Below are 19,764 nucleotides of genomic sequence, written 5' to 3'. Positions count from 1 at the left end.
ACGATTCTATTCATATAAGCGGCTACGGCCGCTTTTTTTTATCATTTACACAGTAATTTACAGATACAAAAAAGCCCCAACATAGTTGAGGCTTTTTTGTCATCTAAAGATGGTACCCGAGGCCAGACTTGAACTGGCACGCTTATTCAGCGAGGGATTTTAAATCCCTTGTGTCTACCGATTCCACCACTCGGGCATTTTTAACTTAACGCCTAAGCATTAGGTTTCAAATGAGTGGAGGCGCGACCCGGAGTCGAACCGAGATCGACGGATTTGCAATCCGCAGCATAGCCATTCTGCCATCGCGCCAAATTGTGACCCAATCAAAGATTGGAGCGGCATATCGGGTTCGAACCGATGACCTATACCTTGGCAAGGTATCGCTCTACCAACTGAGCTAATGCCGCATTCACTTGTTAATCAGGAGCTTCCCCTTGACTACGAGACGCATTCTACCTGAATCGACTCACCAGTCAATCGTAAATACCCAATAAAATTGCAATCCCGAACTGAATGCCGAATTATCCAGCAAACTGCTGTCAAAGCAAACAAAAAAGGCGCTCAGAGCGCCTTTTTCTATGCGGCTAATGGCAAAACTAAGACCCTAAAACGTTATTGGTTTCGCGTTAAGCATTGTTGGTTAACCCTTTACTACCTAATTAATCATCACCTAAGGGTAATGATGGGTATTGCAGACCTAACATCTTCTGCATTACGCCTACTACTTGGCAGCTATAACCAAATTCATTGTCATACCATACATATAAAGTCACGCGCTTATCTTCAGCTATCGTGGCCTGCGAATCAAACACACCAGCGTAGCGTGAGCCCACTAAGTCGCTAGATACGATTTCCGTCGATTCAGTGTAATCGATTTGATTTTGTAAGCCTGAGTGCAAAGACACATGACGTATATAGTCATTGACGCTGTCTTTAGAGACTTCACGATTAAGGTTTAAACTTAATATCGCCAACGACACGTTAGGCGTAGGTACGCGGATAGCATTACCGGTTAAACGCCCTTTTAAGGCAGGCAATGCTTTAGCCACTGCCTTGGCAGCGCCCGTTTCTGTAATCACCATGTTTAATGGCGCGCTGCGACCACGGCGATCGGCACTGTGGTAGTTATCAATCAGGTTTTGATCATTGGTATAAGAGTGGATAGTTTCCACATGGCCATTCTCAATCCCAAACTCATCATGAATTGCTTTGAGTACCGGCGTTATAGCATTCGTTGTGCAACTCGCAGCTGACACTATTAGATCATTAGGCAGAATATCATCTTCATTGACGCCAAAGACTATGTTCTTAATGTCACCTTTGGCTGGCGCAGTTAACAAGGCTTTTTCTACACCAGGACAGGCTAAGTGCTGCCCTAACCCGGCTTCATCTTTCCAAATGCCCGTGTTATCAACCACGAGTGCGCGCTCAATGCCGTATTTGGTGTAATCCACTTCACTTGGGCCATCGGCATAAATCACTTGGATATAAGTACCATTGGCAATTAAGGCATTGTTATCAGTATCGACTTCAACAGATCCGTTAAATGGACCATGGACTGAATCACGGCGCAATAAGCTCGCGCGTTTCTCTAAATCGCCTTTACGGCCGCCGCGCAATACAATGGCACGCAGGCGTAAACGGTTACTCTTACCACTGCGTTCAATTAACAGACGCGCTAATAAGCGGCCGATACGACCAAAACCATACAGCACCACATCTCTTGGTGCGGTATCACCCGTGTGGTGGATCACTTCTTTGAGCTCATGGGCCATATACGCTTCAATTTCATCGATATCTTGATGATTACGCCAATATTTAACCGCTAATTTACCGATATCAACCTTGCAGTGTTTAACGTCTAACTTGCTTAAGGCTTCTAAAAAAGGAAAACTTTCGCGTAAGCGTAATTTATCGCCCACATGGCGACGAACTAAACGGTGAGCCTTAATAATCTCTATGGTTGACGCACTGAGTAATGGTCGTCCATAGACAACCACTTCAACGCCTTGATTACGGTAAAGCTTACCTAACAGAGGCTGCATGGCCTCGGCTAATTCAAATCGTTCTTGCCAGCTTTGTAGATGTTTATCAGCGCTCATTGACAGATCCTTTAATCTCACTTTTTATAATGCTTAGATGAATAGCTAAAGTAGCAGAGAAGAAACCAAGCGTTATTTAATGCGCGTAATGCGGTGGCTAAGGGTACAGAAACAGGTTGCGTGACTGTTACAGCCTATCCTTGGTCGCCGATAGTGTAATGAATTCAGGAGTGGCAATCCAGCAAGATATTATGGCTAAATATGTAATTTTATTAGTGAAAATACGCATTACATGCGGGTTTGCACCTATATGTTGTAATGTTTACAACAATCTAACCCGAGTGATGGGTGAGTGCGTCGAAAACACCCCAAAGCTCAAGCAGGTTCTGTAAGAATAATCCTCAAAAAAATTGCTATTTTTACGGCAATAATCACGCCAGAACGCTGCTAATGGTGTTTTAAACGCCACTAATGCTGCATTAGCAGTATTAATACAGCATAAGCACCACAGAGCCATCATCAGCAAGACACGATAAAAACTGTGAGACTGACTATCACAACACTCATTGAATCATGCTTATAAGGCTGCAGATAGCATTTCACTTAAGTGTCCAGGCACAGTTATTCTTAACAAAACCCTCGCGCCTCCCCTCGCCTTAACTTGGGCGCTTATGCCAATGCTGTAACGGCCTATATCTGGGAATATGATTAACGCAAAGTACTAACAAGACCTAGTTGTAACTAATAAATAGTCAGTAATAAATAATAGGTAATCGAGCCTAAGTTATATGCGGCGGCGCTGAAAGACGCTATGTCAAAACCGTAATAACCACGACAAAAGCTCGGATGAGCCCAAGAATAGAAAAAACGCAGTGTGATCTAGCGCACGAACTGGCGTCGATAAAAGCACTAAATTGATTGCCAAATATGAGGGCTAGTCATCATTTTGTAAAAAAATTACCTCATTAATGCCAATTAGGCCACAAATAGGTGGATTTAGCTTGACCATCGCCACTAATTTGGTAAGTTTACAACCAGAAGTATTTTCTAATCACCAGAGGGATATGAGATGACTATCCGCGTTGCAATTAACGGCTATGGCCGTATCGGTCGTAATATTTTACGCGCTTTATACGAAAGCGAAAAAAACTACCCAATTCAAATCGTTGCTATCAATGATCTTGGCGATGCTGCTATTAATGCTCACTTAACTAAGTACGATTCTGTGCATGGTCGTTTCAACGCTAAAGTTGAACACGATGCAGAAGCGATTTATGTTAATCAGGATAAAATCCTGACTTTCCAAGAGCGCGATCCAGCCAAACTGCCATGGGCAGAATTAAACGTTGATGTAGTGTACGAATGTACCGGTATCTTTACTTCTAAAGAAGCTGTACAACCACACCTGAACGCTGGCGCCAAGAAAGTTATCATTTCAGCTCCAGGCAAAAACGTTGACGCTACTGTAGTTTACGGTGTTAACCAAGATGTGTTGACCGCTGATATGACAGTGATCTCAAACGCATCTTGCACCACTAACTGTTTAGCACCTTTTGTTAAGCCGTTAAATGATGAGTTAGGTATCGAATCTGGTTTAATGACCACTATTCATGCTTACACTAACGATCAGCGTTTATCAGATGTGTACCACACTGATTTACGTCGTGCTCGCGCCGCTGCAATGTCTATGATCCCAACTAAAACTGGTGCAGCTGCTGCCGTAGGTTTAGTGGTTCCAGAACTGCAAGGTAAGTTTGACGGTTTAGCGGTACGCGTACCGACTGTTAACGTATCTTTGGTTGACTTGTCGTTCATCGCTGCTCGCGACACGACGATTGAAGAAGTAAATGCCATCGTTGAACGTGCTTCTAAGCAGTTCCCATTGTCTGAAGCCTTAGCTATCAACAAAGAGCCACTGGTATCTATCGACTTCAACCACAATGCTTACTCTTCTAACTTTGATGCCACTCAGACTCGCGTCAGTGGTCGGTTAGTTAAAGTAATGTCTTGGTATGATAACGAATGGGGTTTCAGCAACCGCATGTTAGACAATACTGTGGCATTGATGAACGCTAAGTAATTAGCCCTAGTTCATTAAATCCATAAAGCCTTTTAAGGCTATGATGCCAATCAGTTAAGCTGATTGGCATTTTTTATAGCTGTCGCACGCGGTTTTTATAGATGTAAATCCAACGCTGTAAACGCTGGCATTATTGGTGCATACAGGCTCTATCCTTAACTCAACCGCAATTAAACCAGAACAACCTCTCTATCTCGCCCCTTGCCTCAACTCAAAGCTAATGTTTGCTCAAGCTTATCAATCATCTCGCTTATTAACCCGTTAGCATTAAGCCTGTTCACCTCAAGTTAACACTTTGCCATGCAACCGAGCCACCTTTCAGACAACCTTAAACACACTATCGCTAACTATGCAGCAATGACATAGCCTTGTTGCTTGATGATACTTTGCTAATCGATGAGTAAGCTCCAGCAGCTAACAAGCAAGCTTGATGAGTTAACCCTTGTTAAAACCTTATTCCACACCTAAAAAAACCGATAAAAAATCCGAGTTCTACTAGAGAACTCGGATTATTAGTGCATCTATGACTTAGCCATTAGCTTGCAATGACCAAGCTAGGAGCTAGCCCTGCAAGCGTCTTGATTTACAGACCCGCTAATGCGCTCTTACATAAATCAGTAATACGCTGCCAATCACCGGCATCCATTGCATCTGTTGGTGCAATCCAGCTGCCACCGATGCAATCAACATTGGCTAATGCCAGATAATCGCGATAGCTGTTAGGCGTAATGCCGCCCGTTGGGCAAAAACGAATATCAGCTAATGGACCGGCAAAAGCTTTAAGGGCATTAACGCCACCTGAGGCTTCCGCTGGGAAAAACTTAAAGTGGGTATAACCTAAGTCCATACCCGCCATCACTTCAGAAATACTGGCAACACCAGGAATTAATGGCACAGTTCCAGCCATAGCCGCTTTCAGTAACGCAGGAGTAGCGCCTGGAGTGATAACAAACTGCGAACCTGCGTCAACCGCTTGCTGCAATTGCAGCTCAGTTAAGATGGTACCCGCGCCCACTAAGGCTTCTGGCACTTCTTCAGCAATTTTACGAATGGCTTCTAGCGCGCACGGTGTACGTAACGTCACTTCTAACACGCTGATCCCGCCCGCTACTAAAGCTTTGGCTAATGGCACAGCATGTTCGATTTTATTAATTACCATCACAGGCACTATCGGGCTGCGAGAAAAGACATCTTGTGGTTGTAAAGTCCAATTGTTGCTCGGCATTGCTTTGTGTCCTCTGGAATTAATACTTTTCATCTATGGCTTGAGTGCAACGAGCACCGGTTTCTGGGCTAGACAGATTACTGCGCAGCGCGCCAAATAATTCGCGTCCCATACCAAAACTGTAATGACGCAGAGTCGGTAACTGACATTCTCTGGCCGCTAACTCTTCTGCATTAACCAGCAGTGATAATTCACCGGTATTGGCATTAATACGCACTAAATCACCAGCTTGAATTTTGCTGATCATGCCGCCATCAAGGGCTTCAGGCGTTAAGTGAATGGCGGCAGGAACTTTGCCTGATGCGCCAGACATACGGCCATCTGTTAATAGTGCCACTTTAAAGCCTTGATCTTGCAGACTGCCTAAAATCGGCGTCAGCTTATGCAGCTCTGGCATGCCATTGGCTTTTGGCCCTTGACCTTTAACAACAACCACGCAATCACGATTCAATTCGCCAGCCTTAAACAAGGCTTCTAATTGATTTTGATCATCAATCACTACGGCTGGAGCTTCAACAACTCTGTGCTCAGGCGCCACTGCTGATACTTTAATCACAGCGCGGCCAAGGTTGCCCTTGATTAAGGTTAAACCGCCATTACTTTGGAAGGCTTTATCAACGCTTGCGATCACATCGGTATCTAATGATGACGTCGGACCATCTACCCAAGTGAGCTCACCGTCAATTAACTTAGGCTCCATGGTGTAAAGCTCAAGGCCATCACCTGCCACAGTTTTAACATCGGCATGCAATAAGCCAGCATCCAGTAATTGACGGATTAATAGCGCCATACCGCCTGCAGCATGGAAATGGTTAATATCCGCCTGACCATTTGGATACACTCGCGCCAGTAAAGGCACGGCATCTGATAATTCCGAGAAATCATCCCAATTGATGATAATGCCAGCAGCGCGAGCAGCAGCTACCATGTGCATGGTTAAGTTGGTGGAACCGCCAGTTGCCAGTAATGCCACAATGCCGTTAACAATGGATTTTTCACTGACAATATGACCAATTGGCGTGTATTGAGTGCCCATTTCGCTTAAACGACATACTTGACGTGCTGCCGCTTTATTTAACGCCATACGCAGTGGATCATCAGGATTTACAAATGATGAACCAGGTAACTGTAAGCCCATGACTTCGAGCATTAACTGGTTAGAGTTCGCGGTGCCATAGAAGGTACAAGTACCAGCACTGTGATAACTCTTTGATTCAACATCAAGTAAAGCATCACGTCCGACCTTGCCTTCGGCAAATAACTGACGAATACGCGCTTTTTCTTTATTCGGAACACCTGAGCGCATTGGGCCTGCTGGCACAAATAAGGTCGGTAAATGGCCGAAACTTAAGGCGCCAATCAATAAACCTGGAACTATCTTGTCACAAATACCCAGCAGCAAAGCACCATCAAACATGTTGTGCGACAAACCAACGGCAGTTGCCATCGCAATCACTTCACGGCTGAGTAAGCTCAGCTCCATGCCAGGCTGACCTTGAGTCACGCCATCACACATGGCCGGAACGCCGCCGGCAACTTGCGCCACACTACCGACTTCCTGACAGGCATCTTTCAATAACTGCGGATAATCAGCATACGGTTGATGGGCAGACAACATGTCATTATATGACGTGATAATGCCAATGTTAGCCTTAGTAAATTGCTGCAAACTATGCTTTTCAGCTGGGCTACAGGCCGCAAAACCATGGGCTAAGTTGCCACAACTTAAGCTCGAGCGGTGTACACCGCGAGCCTTGGCTTCTTCTAACGCTTGTAAATAGGTAGCGCGAGTTTGCTGGCTACGGGCGATAATTCTATCGGTTACCGCGGATACTACTGAGTGCATTCTTGCCTCCTTAAGCACTCCAGTACACATCTACTGGAGTCTTGTGTTGTGCCAAAACAGCGCGAATTGGCATGGCGTGTATATCGTCACTGCTAAGCGCTTGGCGATACACTGAAAGTTTACTGTCGCCCACTAAATGCAAATAAATCTGACGGCTATTTAGTACAGCGGCGCGAGTCAAAGTAATTCGTGGATGCGGCGCGCTCACTGGATTAACAGCGCAGCACATGGCGCTTGATTCAAGCGCTTGGCTAAGTTCAGCCTCTTTGGCGCACGGGAACCAAGAGCAGGTATGGCCATCATTGCCCATGCCTAAAATCACCACATCAAATGGCCGCGGAAAATGCGCTAATGACTCACTCGTCATGGCAGCGCCCTCTTCCGGGCTGGTGTACATGTTTTTTAGACCGCAGAATTTGGCATTTGATGCCAAACCTTGCAGTAAATTGGCACGTACTAAGGCTTCATTTGAATCTTTATCATACAGCTCAACCCATCGCTCATCCGCTAGCGTGATATAGACATCACTCCAATCAATGGCTTGCTCGCTTAAACGCTCAAACAACTTTAATGGTGTTGAACCGCCCGATACCACGAGGCTGGCGCGGCCGCGAATATCAACCGCATCTTGCAATTGATTAGCGATGCGCTTAGCTAACTGAGTCTCTAATTCAACGGTTGAATCAAACGACTTAAATACGGTTTCAGCTATCATGATTGACCTCACTCGTCCCAAGAACGACCATCTTTGGTAATTAACGCGACCGAAGCAACAGGTCCCCAAGTACCAGCAGGGTAAGATTTTGGTTTTTCATTACTCAACTCCCACGACTGAATAATGCCATCAACCCACTTCCATGCTTGTTCCACTTCATCGCGGCGCACGAATAATGCTTGATTACCTAACATGGCTTCGAGCAATAACCGCTCATAGGCATCAGCAATACGTTCATTTTTGAAAGTATCGGTGAAGCTTAAATCGAGCTTAGTGGTTTGCAGGCGAGTGGTTTGCTCAAGACCTGGCACCTTGTTCATCATTTGAATTTCAACCCCTTCATGAGGTTGCAGACGAATGGTTAATTTATTCGGTGGCAGATTACGGCAGCTGGCGCGATATAGGTTGTGTGGTGGGTTTTTAAAATACACCACAATTTCTGAGCTTTTGAACGGCATACGTTTGCCGCTGCGCAGATAAAAAGGAACGCCAGCCCAACGCCAGTTGTCGATATCGACTCGCAGCGCGACGAAGGTTTCAGTGTTGGAATGAACATTGGCATCATCTTCTTCAAGATAGCCTGGCACTGGACTGCCCTTTAAGAAACCAGCGGTATATTGACCGCGTACTGTGTTCTCATAGACATTGTCGGTATTAATAGGTCGCAATGACTTTAATACCTTCACTTTTTCGTCACGAATCGAATCGGCATCAAGATTCACTGGCGGATCCATGGCTACTAAGGTCAAGACTTGCAGTAAATGGTTTTGGATCATGTCGCGCATCTGGCCGGCTTTATCAAAATAGCCCCAGCGACCTTCAATCCCCACTTCTTCTGCCACAGTGATCTGGACATGATCAATCGTACGGTTATCCCACTTAGAGGCGAATAACGAGTTGGCAAAACGCAGTGCTATCAAGTTTTGTACAGTTTCTTTACCTAAGTAATGGTCAATCCGGTACACCTGATTTTCATTAAAGTAGGCAGAAACTTGATCGTTAATTACTTTTGATGATGCTAAATCCGAGCCAATCGGTTTTTCCAACACCACACGGGTATCAGGCTTAATCAAGTTTTGTTCGTTAAGGGCTCGGCAGATATCGCCAAAAATTGAAGGGGGGGTCGCGAAATAGTTGACCATCACATGGTCAGGATGCAGCAGGTCATGAAAGGCTTTATACCCTTCTGACTCAGTAAAATTAGTGCCGATATAATGACAACGCTTAATAAAGCGCGCCAAGGTAGCTTCACATAAAGGCTCTTTAACAAACGTTGTTAAAGCCGTTTTGACTAACTCAATAAAATCTTCGTCCCTGAGATCATCTTTAGCAACACCAATAACTCTGGTATTGGCATTTAGCAGCTTAGCTTTATCTAGCTGATATAAAGACGGTAACAGCTTACGTCGAGCTAAATCACCTTTGGTACCAAATAACACGAAGTCACAAGCTTTGGTGGATTTTGATATGCTCATTGCAACAAACTCTCCTTAAGTCACCGAGTTCCCAAATCAAACTGTGAGGAAACCCACTGTTTTGTTGTAATATAACAACAGAATTTAGTATTTGCACCAAGATTTTTTCAATAATCAGGCATAGCGCAACTGGTCAGTTACCATACTTATCTGATATGCTTTTCCTTGCTAACTCACTGAGTCAGCAAGCCCTATTGACGACTACAACTATTTGGCAAACTTGCTGTTCTGAAAGTAAAACAAAATAATCCTGCCAATTTTGACCGTCATGAAAAAATAAAATTACATAAATGAAATTCAAGCGGATACTGGCCCATGAATACACTAGAAAAGGTTCAAAAAAACCTCAGTCATTTTAGCAAATCAGAACGTAAAGTCGCAGAAGTTATCCTGGCATCACCACAAACCGCTATTCATTCAAGCATAGCCACGCTCGCTAAGATGGCTGATGTCAGCGAACCTACGGTTAACCGTTTTTGTCGCCGTTTAGATACCAAAGGTTTCCCTGATTTTAAATTACATCTCGCGCAAAGCTTGGCCAATGGCACGCCTTATGTCAGCCGCCATGTCGAAGAAGATGACTCACCTGAGTCTTATACCACTAAAATTTTCGAATCTTCGATGGCCTCTTTAGATACCGCTCGCCAAAGCCTAGATATCGCCGCCATTAATAAAGCTGTTGATATCTTAACCCAAGCGAAAAAAATCTCATTTTTTGGTTTAGGCGCATCAGCCTCAGTGGCTCACGATGCTCAAAATAAATTTTTCCGCTTTAATGTGCCAGTCATGTGCTTTGATGATGTATTAATGCAGCGCATGAGCTGTATTAATAGTGCCGAAGGCGATGTGGTGGTATTAATCTCCCACACCGGCCGCACTCGCTCGCTCGTCGATATGGCAAAACTTGCCCGTGAAAATGGCGCCGCTGTCATTGCCATTACCACCCGTAATTCACCGCTTGCCAATGAATGCACTCTGCCAGTCACCCTAGAAGTGCCAGAAGATACTGACATGTATTTACCTATGGCATCGAGGTTAGCGCAATTAGTGGTGATTGATGTGTTAGCCACTGGGTTTACCTTACGCCGCGGCCCACGTTTTCGCGACAGTTTAAAGCGTGTCAAAGAAGCGTTAAAAGAATCTCGTATTCATATTGATCAACATCTTTAAGCAACATTCAATGCTGTAATGATTAACAACAAAACCGCGCCGTGACTTCGCGGTTTTTTATGGTCCAAGCTAAAATTTGACATCAAAACACTATTACCTAACTAAAATTAGCGCTGCGTCACAATTTCAAGCCTGACGGCCGTCATATAACTGATGTAATTTTACTACATTTTGGATTTGAGTCTGATACTATTGATTCAGAAGTTTTTATTAATTTAAGAAACCACCGGAGTGACATATGTTCCGCAGAACCAAGATAGTAACCACCCTAGGCCCAGCCACCGATCGTGATGACAACTTACGCCGCATTATTGCTGCTGGCGCCAATGTCGTACGTATGAACTTTTCCCATGGCTCAGCAGAAGATCACCTATTACGTGCTGAACAAGTTCGTGCTATCGCTCGTGATTTAGGCGTTCACGTAGCCATTCTTGGCGATTTACAAGGCCCAAAAATTCGCGTTTCTACCTTCAAAGACAACAAAAAAGTTCATTTGCCACTTGGCCACCAATTTGTCTTAGATGCCGAGCTTGGCAAAGGTGAAGGCGACGAAAACCAAGTCGGTATCGATTACAAAGCCCTGCCTGATGATGTCAAGATTGGTGACATCCTCATGCTGGATGACGGCCGCGTGCAGTTAGAAGTTGAGCAAGTCGTTGGTCGTAAAGTATTAACCCGCGTAGTTGTTGCAGGCCCATTATCAAACAATAAAGGCATCAACAAGAAAGGCGGCGGACTGTCTGCCGCTGCTTTAACTGAAAAAGATATCGCTGACATTAAAACAGCGGCAGCCATCAAGGTTGACTATTTAGCTGTGTCGTTCCCACGCAGCGGCGCTGATTTAGATTATGCTCGCCGCTTAGCGCAAGAAGCCGGTAGCAATGCCTTAATCGTAGCTAAAGTTGAACGCGCCGAAGCCGTTGCCACTGATGAAGCTATGGATGATGTGATTTTAGCCTCTGATGTTGTCATGGTTGCTCGCGGTGATTTGGGTGTTGAAATTGGTGATGCTGCGCTTGTTGCTGTGCAGAAGAAACTCATCAGTCGTTCACGTCAATTGAACAAGGTTGTGATCACTGCGACTCAGATGATGGAGTCGATGATTACCAGCCCAATGCCAACTCGCGCTGAAGTGATGGACGTAGCAAACGCCGTACTCGATGGTACCGATGCAGTAATGCTGTCGGCTGAAACTGCGGCTGGTGACTTCCCAGAAGAAACCGTTAAGGCCATGGCCAGCGTATGTGTTGGCGCTGAGTCGCACCCAAGCGTAAAATCATCTAAGCACCGCTTAGATTCTCGTTTCACTTCTATGGAAGAAACCATCGCGTTATCAACCATGTATGCAGCCAACCATCTGGAAGGTGTTAAAGCTATCATAGCCTTAACCGAATCAGGTGCTACGCCATTACTGATGTCACGCATTAGCTCATCACTGCCAATTTTCGGTCTGTCTCGTCATGACACCACCTTAGCAAAAATGGCACTGTACCGCGGCGTGCAACCTGTGTACTTTGACTCAACAACTACCACTGATGGCCAAGTGCATCGCGTTGCCCTTGAGCAATTAACGGCTGCAGGTTATTTAGTGTCTGGCGATATGGTATTACTGACTAAAGGTGATGCCATGGAAACTGTCGGCGGCACCAACACTTGTAAAGTGCTGATTGTAGCTTAAAGTAATTAGAGCCCTTAAGGCTTAATAAAACCCGCCAATCGGCGGGTTTTTTATTATCTGCAGTATGTTAAGTGGTGATGAGGTCATGTTTGGTTGCTCAATTTGCTCGCCTCATTTAACTGCAGGAGTCAATAAACCCAGTCACCGGCAAAGACATCCAAACAACCATCTCATCTTAAGTGGTGACAGCAACACCGGCAGCCATATACGGAATGACCCGAAGCAATACGCCTTCGATATCTATCTTCTCATCAAAATCAGCGGCAGCAATTTCACGCAGGGCATCGGCTGACGCCATAGTGAACACAATCGTACCTAAAGTGAAATGTAAGCGCCAAAACATTTCTTCAGGCGGAATATGCGGCGCACTTTTAGAGATGGCAGCCACAATACTTTGCAAGTGTTCCGCATAGTGAGTGGTAATAAACCAACGAAGATGTCCCTGACTTTCAATATAACCGCGGCCTAACAACTGCAAGAAGATAGTGGTGCCTTCTTCCCGTAATTTATTAAGATCTAATAATGGCCGAACTAACGAGGTAAATATTTGCCGTAAGCTAGCGTTGTCATGTTGCTGCTGGCATAAGGCAATTTGCGCAGACGCTTTGGGCATAAAAACATCTAAGTAGCGCGCCAGCACAGCGCGAATTAATTCTTTTTTGGAACCAAAATGATAATTAACTGACGCTAAATTAACTTCAGCCTTACTGGTGATAAGCCGAAGCGATGTTTCAGAAAAGCCACGTTCTGCGAACAATTTTTCAGCCGCATCTAATATTCTGGTTTTGGTATCGGTTCGACTGACCATCATTTTGCTCCCCAAATTTAAACACGCGTTTAAATTAAACATTGGTTAACAAGTTGTCAAACATTAGATAGCAGTTAAGGTGCTTCCACAGCGCTTTTATCGTTATTTAGGTGTGCCTACAAATTAAGCTGATAATGTTATCCGTTTCAAACACTCATAGTGAATGCATTTGCCGTTTATTGTGCTGCGCTCATTTTGCAATTATTGCGGCATAATTATCTTGCAAATATCGCAGCGAATGTTGAAGACAAGTCTTTACTATTTGTATATTCGCCCGCAGTTAAGCGCAGGAGATGCCATCATCTGCCCAAATAGCACCTACATGATACGGAAATACTATCTATTCACGCTTAAATAGCGCAAAACCAGAGGTATTACACATTTTGTAATACTCTAACGCTATCAAGTATTGCTCAGCTTGTTTATAGTGAACGCATGATTGCCATTTACCAGTTTATCCATGAAATATCTTTCTAAGTCGTTGTTGTATTTAACTTGTTTCTCAATTGGTGCGCTGTTTTTTTTGCCAACTTATGCACAAACCGAGCAGGGAGCGTCACCAGTAAATGCCAGCACTATTGACTTAGATGATAAGCTTAATCAGCATTATCAGATCCTAACCCAAGCCTTTGAGCGTTTAGATTCTAAGGCTGTCGCTACTATGTATACGCAAGATGCTGTATTCATTCCAGAAAATAGCAGTACGTCTATCATGATAGGCCAACAGGCTATCAGCGCACATTACCAAGATTTTTTTAATAAAGTCACCCAAAAAAATGCCAAGGTAGAAATTGATTTTCGCGTACTCATGCGCCAATACCAAACGGGCAGCATTACTGATAATGGCTATTATTTGGTGAGCTATATTCCGGCACCAGAAACCGGTGATGCTCCAACCCATTTTGCGGGTAAGTTTGTTTTGCAATTTATTTTGCAGCAACAACAATGGTTAATACAAACCGAAGCAAGTTTACGCGCCGATTCCAGTTTGTATTACCAGACAACACAACAGCAAAACTGGTATCATGGCCGCCAATTTCAGCCCTAGTTTAGCCAAGATAATGTCAGATATTTCCCGTTGTAATTGTGGTAGCAGCAAACCTTATAGCGCTTGCTGTCAACCACTGCATATGCAAACTCGCTATGCCGAGTCCGCAGTTGAACTAATGCGCTCACGTTTTTGTGCTTTTGCCCGCCAGCAATATCCCTATTTATTAGCGACCACCCATAAAGATTTCCTTGGTAATCTCACTTTAGAGCGTTTAGCCCAAGATCCTGTAGAGTGGTTAAGCCTTGAGATTGAACAAGAAGAGCAGCAAGCGACACGCGCCACTGTGACTTTTAGTGCCTGGTATCGCAGTGATGGGGAAATAGATGCCATTCATGAACGCTCGCGCTTTGAACTCGTCAATCAACGCTGGTTTTATACCGATGGCGATCACTTAGCGACACGTTTCCCGAAACGAAACGATCCTTGTGTCTGCTTAAGTGGTAAAAAAAGTAAACAATGCTGCTGGCGTTAACTATCAACCTTGCTGGGTTTTACAACGCCAACAACTAGGCATTTACTGCATAAGCCTGTTGGTGCTGAACAATAAACTGCATAAAGTCTTTTTGTCGCAGCGCAGGGCTGTATAAATATCCCTGCGCATGATGGCATGCGTTATCCATAAGGAATTTTTCTTGCGCTAAGGTTTCCACCCCTTCTGCCGTCAATGAAATATTCAATGCCTTTGCCATGGCGATAATGGCACTGACTATCTCACGGCTTTCGTGACTGCTAGTAATATCAGCAATAAAAGACTGATCGATTTTCAACTTACTAATGGGGAACTGCTTAAGGTAGCGCATCGAGCAATAACCAGTACCGAAATCATCAATAGCAAGACCTACGCCGATATCAGTCAACTCTTCGCATAATTTAGTGGCGAACTTAATGTCTTCCATTAACTCGGTTTCAGTGATTTCTAAAATCAAACGTTGTGGCTGTAATTGATAACGAGTTATTAAATGCCACACTTGCTCAAATAAATTGCCACTGAAAAACTGCCGAGCTGACACGTTAACGTGCATGCATAAATCTAGGCCCTGTTGCTGCCATAGATATAATTGCTTACATGCCGAGGCCAATACCCAAGCACCAATTTCAATAATGAGCCCTGTTTGCTCGGCTATTGCCATAAAGCAATTAGGAGACACAGTGCCTTTAGTCGGATGATGCCAACGCAGCAAAGCTTCAGCGCCAATATAACGCTGTTGCTGTAAATGCATTAATGGCTGGTAATACATCTCAAATTGGTGATTGCAAATAGCAAGGCGTAAATCGCGTTCTATATCCGCTGCCTTCTGAAAGTTTTCCAACAGACTTTGACTAAAGAATTGAATAGCTAAACCCACTTTATTTTTTGCATGTTGCACGGCAATATCAACGCAAGCTATGGGAGACATGCTGTGGGTCATATCACCTAAATTAACCACAGCCAACGCCGGCTTTGGGTTAACTTGTTCTGAGCCAATATAAATGACCTGACTTAAATGGCTTAATAAACTTGCCGCCACAGATTCGATATCAATGGCGTTATTATCATCAATAACGATGGCAAATTCATCTGACCCCACTCGAGCAATCAGTTTTGCGCCGTAATTATCGGCAAAAGTCGTTAATCGCCGCGCGGTTTCAATTAATAAATCATCGCCTTGTTCATGGCCATAAGTATCATTAAAACGTTTAAAACCGATTAAATCGATTAAAATCAAATAACCTTGCTGACAATGCTCAAGCGCAAGGTTGAAATGTGAGCGATTATATAAATTCGTTAAACTGCAACGCCATGCAAGGCGCTCAAGTTCTGAGCGAATAAATATGTCGTGGGTATTATCTTTAGCGGTTATTAAAGCGACATACTGACCTTGTTCGGTAATAAACGGACTCGCATGATAGGCAAAGTAATAACACTTTTTCGCATCTAAGGTTAATGCCAACTCACCTTCTGCGTGCTTACCTTGGCGTAAATTCTCAATAACTTGCTTTATGATGGCAGGATGCTGTTTAAATGACTCAGTGTCAGTCACACTTTTGCCATCTATCACTGCATTCGATAAACCTGGAAAGTTGAGATAGACACAATTAGCATAACTGATGGTTAGGTTTTCTAAATCCACCAACAAGGTAATTTGATCGGATTGCGCTAACGCACTGCGAAATTGAGTTAATAAGTCTTGTTGCTGATAACTTTGCTGCGTTGCTAACGTTAATGCTAACTGGTCGGCTAATTGACTAACAAAATTAATTTCTTCCTGTTGCCAGCAAGCGCCAGGCACTAAAGATTCAAGACAAATGATCCCTTCTAAATGACCATTAATTCTTACCGCGACATCAAGCGTCGATGTTATCGCGCGTGGCGCTAAAAATTGACCATAGAGCTCAGATACTCGATCATCAAAATTGGCGGTACTGGCATTAATAAAACAATGTTGCAGTAAATAGTCTAAATAAGCAGGGATAGTCGCTAAGTCGTTAGGTCGAATGGATGCGCATGGAAATGGCAGCGTTTGATTTAAAAAACGCTGACAAATAGGCTGTTGCACTGATTGCAGTTGATCTAATCGCCAAATAGTTAGGCAGTCTACCGCCAAGGTTTGGCTTAAAGTGTCAGCAATTAGTTCCGCTACGGCTAAAAAATCACCTTTCGCCTTAGCTGTTGAGTTAACCACTGACCCCAGTAATAACTGAAAATGACGAGTGTCCACTCTTATCCCTACATAAAATGTCAGTATGTCTGACTTATGATTATTAAATTGACTATTAGCTATTTATTAATTGAGTAATAGCTCTGCGAGTGCAATTTCCTATTTATACGCAGCACGTAAAAATACCAATAAAAAAGAGTCACGAAGAAGCTAACAAGGCAGCAACCTATGACTCATTATTGTTAATCACGCGACTATGATTACAGATGACCAAACAATTATGGTTATAGTCCGTGTTGTAACTGGAAAATCATTTTTTCAGCGCTGATGCCAAAGGTTAAACTTAATTTCACGGCATCATCTTGTGGTGCCATGTTAATTTCTACATCAGCAAAACGGGCTTTGGCGCTGTCGGCTAATACTTTTGCGCGCTCTTCAGTCACTATCATATCCAAGTGATTATCATCAGCATCAATCACTGCACCGATATCAATATAACTACCGCAATCAGTACAAGTATCATTGACCGATTGTAATTGAGCTTCACGAATAGATTTCATACCATTTCTCTATGCTAAATTTAGACTTAGCTATTATAAGAGGGCTAGCGCGAGTCTCCAAGCATAAGCCTTAACTTATAGCGAAGAATTAATCATTAATCGCTGCGCGTGCAGTTGATCACATAAATGTGGCACTTCTCGTACGTTTGTTGACTCAGTTTCTTGATTAAGGCTGCGTTGTTTAACCGTATGACTGCAATTATTTAATACATCGAGTAAATCACCAGGCCAATGACCAGCAAATAACAACGGCTCAGGCAATAAACTGTGGCGTAATCTAAATCCTGCCATTGAATCGTTAAAAAAACTTTGACTATGATCCCAACCTGTCATTCTCGTCATATCAACAACTAAGGCTTGCGGTTCACTAACATCAAATTGTCGCCGTAATTGCGCCTCCCCTTGTTCTTTCTTGAGGCCAAATTGTGCCATATCGCGAATATCAGCCGACAGTAAACTCAGTAATAACGCAAATTCCCCCCGCCTCTGCGCGGCGATGGCGAAATTTAAGCGACTACCTAGGTCTAACTCGTTGATGACATTGACATCAATCAGCATAAAAAAACACCACAAAAACAAGCCGTTGATACTTAATCGACCAGTTGAGTCATAACTTAAGGATTAATTGCATGTAAGCACTTTACAAGCCTAAACTTTATGAATACTATTCAGCCCGCAATTGAGAGGAGGGGTTCCCGAGTGGCCAAAGGGATCAGACTGTAAATCTGACGGCTCAGCCTTCGAAGGTTCGAATCCTTCTCCCTCCACCATCAATTGCGGCAAACAACAGACAATAAGAAAGGGAGGGGTTCCCGAGTGGCCAAAGGGATCAGACTGTAAATCTGACGGCTCAGCCTTCGAAGGTTCGAATCCTTCTCCCTCCACCATTCTTTCTTATTATCTAGCGTTTACTCGTGGAGGGGTTCCCGAGTGGCCAAAGGGATCAGACTGTAAATCTGACGGCTCAGCCTTCGAAGGTTCGAATCCTTCTCCCTCCACCATTTTTTCGTTTGCTCATTGAACGAATAACACTTCTGGCCAAGAAGTGTTGCTACAACAAGTTATAACAATTTAGATATGGAGGGGTTCCCGAGTGGCCAAAGGGATCAGACTGTAAATCTGACGGCTCAGCCTTCGAAGGTTCGAATCCTTCTCCCTCCACCATCTAAACCTCCTAGTTGTCATTCAAGACATTCAAGATCATTTTTCGTTACCTTCTTTATACCCCCAATAACTACTTACACTGTTCTCATTGTTATCTTACATATACTTACCCACTAAAGTTATTTATCATCTTTGCTTCGACTATCCCTCAGTCAAGAGTCCGATTATGACGCAAACTTGGGTCAAACAAGCCATAGCTAAGATAGAAGCTGATTTCCAACGCAGCGCAGATACTCATCTGATTAAGTTAGACATTCCCTGTTTAACCCATATAGATATTTATTTAAAAGATGAAAGTACCCACCCGACCGGCAGCTTAAAGCATCGCCTCGCCCGCTCACTGTTTTTATACGCCTTATGTAATGGCTGGATAAAACAAGGCACGACTGTCATAGAGTCCTCCTCTGGCAGCACAGCGGTCTCAGAAGCCTATTTTGCTAAATTGCTTGGCCTGCCCTTTATTGCCGTTATGCCCAAAAGTACCGCTAAGAAAAAAATCCAACAAATCGAATTCTATGGCGGCCAATGCCATTTTGTGGATCACAGTAATCAGATTTATGCCGAATCGGAGCGCCTAGCTGCAAAGCTTAATGGCCATTATATGGATCAGTTCACTTATGCTGAGCGTGCGACCGACTGGCGCGGTAACAATAACATCGCCAATTCTATTTTTAGTCAAATGACCATGGAGCCGCACCCTATTCCGACTTGGGTAGTGATGAGCCCAGGAACTGGCGGCACTTCAGCAACCATAGGCCGGTATATTCGCTACCAACAACTTGATAGTAAGCTATGTGTGGTTGACCCAGAGCACTCGGTGTTCTTTGACTATTTCAACACAGGCAATGCCAAAATCACCAGCGAGAACGGCAGTAAGATTGAAGGCATAGGTCGCCCGCGCGTGGAACCTTCATTTATTGCCGGAGTGGTGGATGCTATGCTCAAAATCCCCGATGCGGCGGCGATAGCAACGATTCATTGGTTAGAGCAAGTGATTGGCCGCAAAACTGGACCATCGACCGGTACCAATTTATTTGGTGCCTTAGTGTTAGCAAGTGATATGCAGCAACGCGGCGAGCACGGCAGTATAGTGACCCTACTTTGCGATTCGGGTGAGCGCTATTTAGATACTTATTTTGATAAGGATTGGATTGCCGCCAACATAGGTTGTTATCAAGCTTATGCAGATAAACTGGTTCAATTTAACCAAGATGGTCAATTGTCGCTGACCACTTGCCCATAATGCACGGCTTAACAGCCAATAAACCCGCGCCAATCCAATTAAATGCCACAAAAAATCCGAGGCCAATT

General features: G+C 44.0%; 15 protein-coding genes and 7 tRNA genes. 10 read left to right on the top strand and 12 right to left on the bottom strand.

What is annotated here, in order from left to right; all coding sequences use genetic code 11:
* Positions 1 to 110: 110 nt before the first annotated feature.
* From FJQ87_RS09815 to FJQ87_RS09800, 4 genes are all read right to left on the bottom strand, one after another.
* Positions 111 to 196 (bottom strand) — tRNA-Leu (locus tag FJQ87_RS09815).
* A 39-nt stretch (positions 197 to 235) separates the two neighbouring features.
* Positions 236 to 309, bottom strand: a tRNA-Cys gene (locus FJQ87_RS09810).
* A gap of 22 nt (positions 310 to 331) precedes the next feature.
* Positions 332 to 407: transfer RNA gene (locus tag FJQ87_RS09805), tRNA-Gly, on the bottom strand.
* A 252-nt stretch (positions 408 to 659) separates the two neighbouring features.
* A complete protein-coding gene (locus FJQ87_RS09800) occupies positions 660 to 2,102 on the bottom strand; it encodes a glyceraldehyde-3-phosphate dehydrogenase (RefSeq protein WP_140932478.1) in 1,443 nt (480 codons plus the stop codon).
* A gap of 1,009 nt (positions 2,103 to 3,111) precedes the next feature.
* On the opposite strand from FJQ87_RS09800, the gene gap reads away from it, so the two are divergent.
* The gene (gene gap, locus FJQ87_RS09795; RefSeq protein ID WP_140932477.1) at positions 3,112 to 4,122 is read left to right on the top strand and encodes a type I glyceraldehyde-3-phosphate dehydrogenase; all 1,011 of its coding nucleotides are present in this window, start codon (positions 3,112 to 3,114) and stop codon (positions 4,120 to 4,122) included.
* A gap of 583 nt (positions 4,123 to 4,705) precedes the next feature.
* Here the strand turns inward: gap and FJQ87_RS09790 are convergent.
* The 4 genes from FJQ87_RS09790 to zwf are packed head-to-tail and all read right to left on the bottom strand — an operon-like array spanning position 4,706 to position 9,377.
* The gene (locus FJQ87_RS09790) at positions 4,706 to 5,347 is read right to left on the bottom strand and encodes a bifunctional 4-hydroxy-2-oxoglutarate aldolase/2-dehydro-3-deoxy-phosphogluconate aldolase (RefSeq protein ID WP_140932476.1); all 642 of its coding nucleotides are present in this window, start codon (positions 5,345 to 5,347) and stop codon (positions 4,706 to 4,708) included.
* A 19-nt stretch (positions 5,348 to 5,366) separates the two neighbouring features.
* Positions 5,367 to 7,193: a phosphogluconate dehydratase gene (edd, locus tag FJQ87_RS09785; RefSeq protein WP_140932475.1), complete on the bottom strand. Its 1,827-nt coding sequence runs from the start codon at positions 7,191 to 7,193 to the stop codon at positions 5,367 to 5,369.
* Between the two features lie 10 nt (positions 7,194 to 7,203).
* Complete coding sequence (gene pgl / locus FJQ87_RS09780) at positions 7,204 to 7,908, bottom strand: 6-phosphogluconolactonase (protein WP_140932474.1); 705 nt, start codon at positions 7,906 to 7,908, stop codon at positions 7,204 to 7,206.
* 8 nt (positions 7,909 to 7,916) lie between these two features.
* Positions 7,917 to 9,377, bottom strand: a complete 1,461-nt coding sequence (gene zwf, locus FJQ87_RS09775; RefSeq protein ID WP_140934064.1) for a glucose-6-phosphate dehydrogenase — start codon at positions 9,375 to 9,377, stop codon at positions 7,917 to 7,919.
* 321 nt (positions 9,378 to 9,698) lie between these two features.
* Here zwf and FJQ87_RS09770 point away from each other — a divergent pair, with 321 nt between their 5' ends.
* Positions 9,699 to 10,553 (top strand): MurR/RpiR family transcriptional regulator, encoded by an 855-nt coding sequence (locus tag FJQ87_RS09770; protein ID WP_140932473.1) that lies wholly within the window; start codon positions 9,699 to 9,701, stop codon positions 10,551 to 10,553.
* A 238-nt stretch (positions 10,554 to 10,791) separates the two neighbouring features.
* Positions 10,792 to 12,231 (top strand): pyruvate kinase, encoded by a 1,440-nt coding sequence (gene pyk / locus FJQ87_RS09765; RefSeq protein ID WP_140932472.1) that lies wholly within the window; start codon positions 10,792 to 10,794, stop codon positions 12,229 to 12,231.
* A gap of 175 nt (positions 12,232 to 12,406) precedes the next feature.
* On the opposite strand, the gene FJQ87_RS09760 is transcribed toward pyk, so the two are convergent.
* Complete coding sequence (locus FJQ87_RS09760; RefSeq protein ID WP_140934063.1) at positions 12,407 to 13,039, bottom strand: TetR/AcrR family transcriptional regulator; 633 nt, start codon at positions 13,037 to 13,039, stop codon at positions 12,407 to 12,409.
* A gap of 460 nt (positions 13,040 to 13,499) precedes the next feature.
* On the opposite strand from FJQ87_RS09760, the gene FJQ87_RS09755 reads away from it, so the two are divergent.
* Positions 13,500 to 14,087, top strand: coding sequence for a DUF4440 domain-containing protein (locus FJQ87_RS09755; RefSeq protein ID WP_140932471.1), 588 nt, complete (start codon positions 13,500 to 13,502; stop codon positions 14,085 to 14,087).
* A 13-nt stretch (positions 14,088 to 14,100) separates the two neighbouring features.
* Positions 14,101 to 14,562 carry a YchJ family metal-binding protein gene (locus tag FJQ87_RS09750; protein WP_140932470.1) on the top strand — a complete coding sequence of 154 codons (462 nt, stop codon included), beginning with the start codon at positions 14,101 to 14,103 and terminating at the stop codon, positions 14,560 to 14,562.
* A 34-nt stretch (positions 14,563 to 14,596) separates the two neighbouring features.
* Here the strand turns inward: FJQ87_RS09750 and FJQ87_RS09745 are convergent, their stop codons facing one another.
* The 3 genes from FJQ87_RS09745 to FJQ87_RS09735 all read right to left on the bottom strand — a co-directional run bounded on the left by FJQ87_RS09745 (position 14,597) and on the right by FJQ87_RS09735 (position 17,847).
* Entirely contained in the window at positions 14,597 to 16,789 is a 2,193-nt protein-coding gene (locus FJQ87_RS09745; RefSeq protein WP_140932469.1) for a bifunctional diguanylate cyclase/phosphodiesterase, read from the bottom strand.
* Between the two features lie 224 nt (positions 16,790 to 17,013).
* Positions 17,014 to 17,289, bottom strand: coding sequence for a DUF406 family protein (locus FJQ87_RS09740; protein ID WP_140932468.1), 276 nt, complete (start codon positions 17,287 to 17,289; stop codon positions 17,014 to 17,016).
* Between the two features lie 75 nt (positions 17,290 to 17,364).
* Positions 17,365 to 17,847 carry a VC2046/SO_2500 family protein gene (locus FJQ87_RS09735; RefSeq protein WP_140932467.1) on the bottom strand — a complete coding sequence of 161 codons (483 nt, stop codon included), beginning with the start codon at positions 17,845 to 17,847 and terminating at the stop codon, positions 17,365 to 17,367.
* A gap of 127 nt (positions 17,848 to 17,974) precedes the next feature.
* Here FJQ87_RS09735 and FJQ87_RS09730 point away from each other — a divergent pair.
* The 5 genes from FJQ87_RS09730 (at position 17,975) to FJQ87_RS09710 (ending at position 19,696) form a co-directional block, all read left to right on the top strand.
* A tRNA-Tyr gene (locus FJQ87_RS09730) sits at positions 17,975 to 18,059 on the top strand.
* Between the two features lie 32 nt (positions 18,060 to 18,091).
* A tRNA-Tyr gene (locus FJQ87_RS09725) sits at positions 18,092 to 18,176 on the top strand.
* A gap of 29 nt (positions 18,177 to 18,205) precedes the next feature.
* A tRNA-Tyr gene (locus FJQ87_RS09720) sits at positions 18,206 to 18,290 on the top strand.
* A gap of 78 nt (positions 18,291 to 18,368) precedes the next feature.
* Positions 18,369 to 18,453: transfer RNA gene (locus FJQ87_RS09715), tRNA-Tyr, on the top strand.
* 166 nt (positions 18,454 to 18,619) lie between these two features.
* On the top strand, positions 18,620 to 19,696 hold the full coding sequence (locus FJQ87_RS09710) for a PLP-dependent cysteine synthase family protein (protein ID WP_140932466.1): 1,077 nt from the start codon (positions 18,620 to 18,622) through the stop codon (positions 19,694 to 19,696).
* The last annotated feature ends 68 nt before the right edge of the window (positions 19,697 to 19,764 follow it).

Origin of the sequence: Shewanella sp. SNU WT4 (genome assembly GCF_006494715.1) — a bacterium.
GTDB lineage: Bacteria > Pseudomonadota > Gammaproteobacteria > Enterobacterales > Shewanellaceae > Shewanella.
The sequence above is the reverse complement of the archived record's forward strand: the minus strand, read 5'-3'. Positions and strand labels throughout refer to the sequence as shown.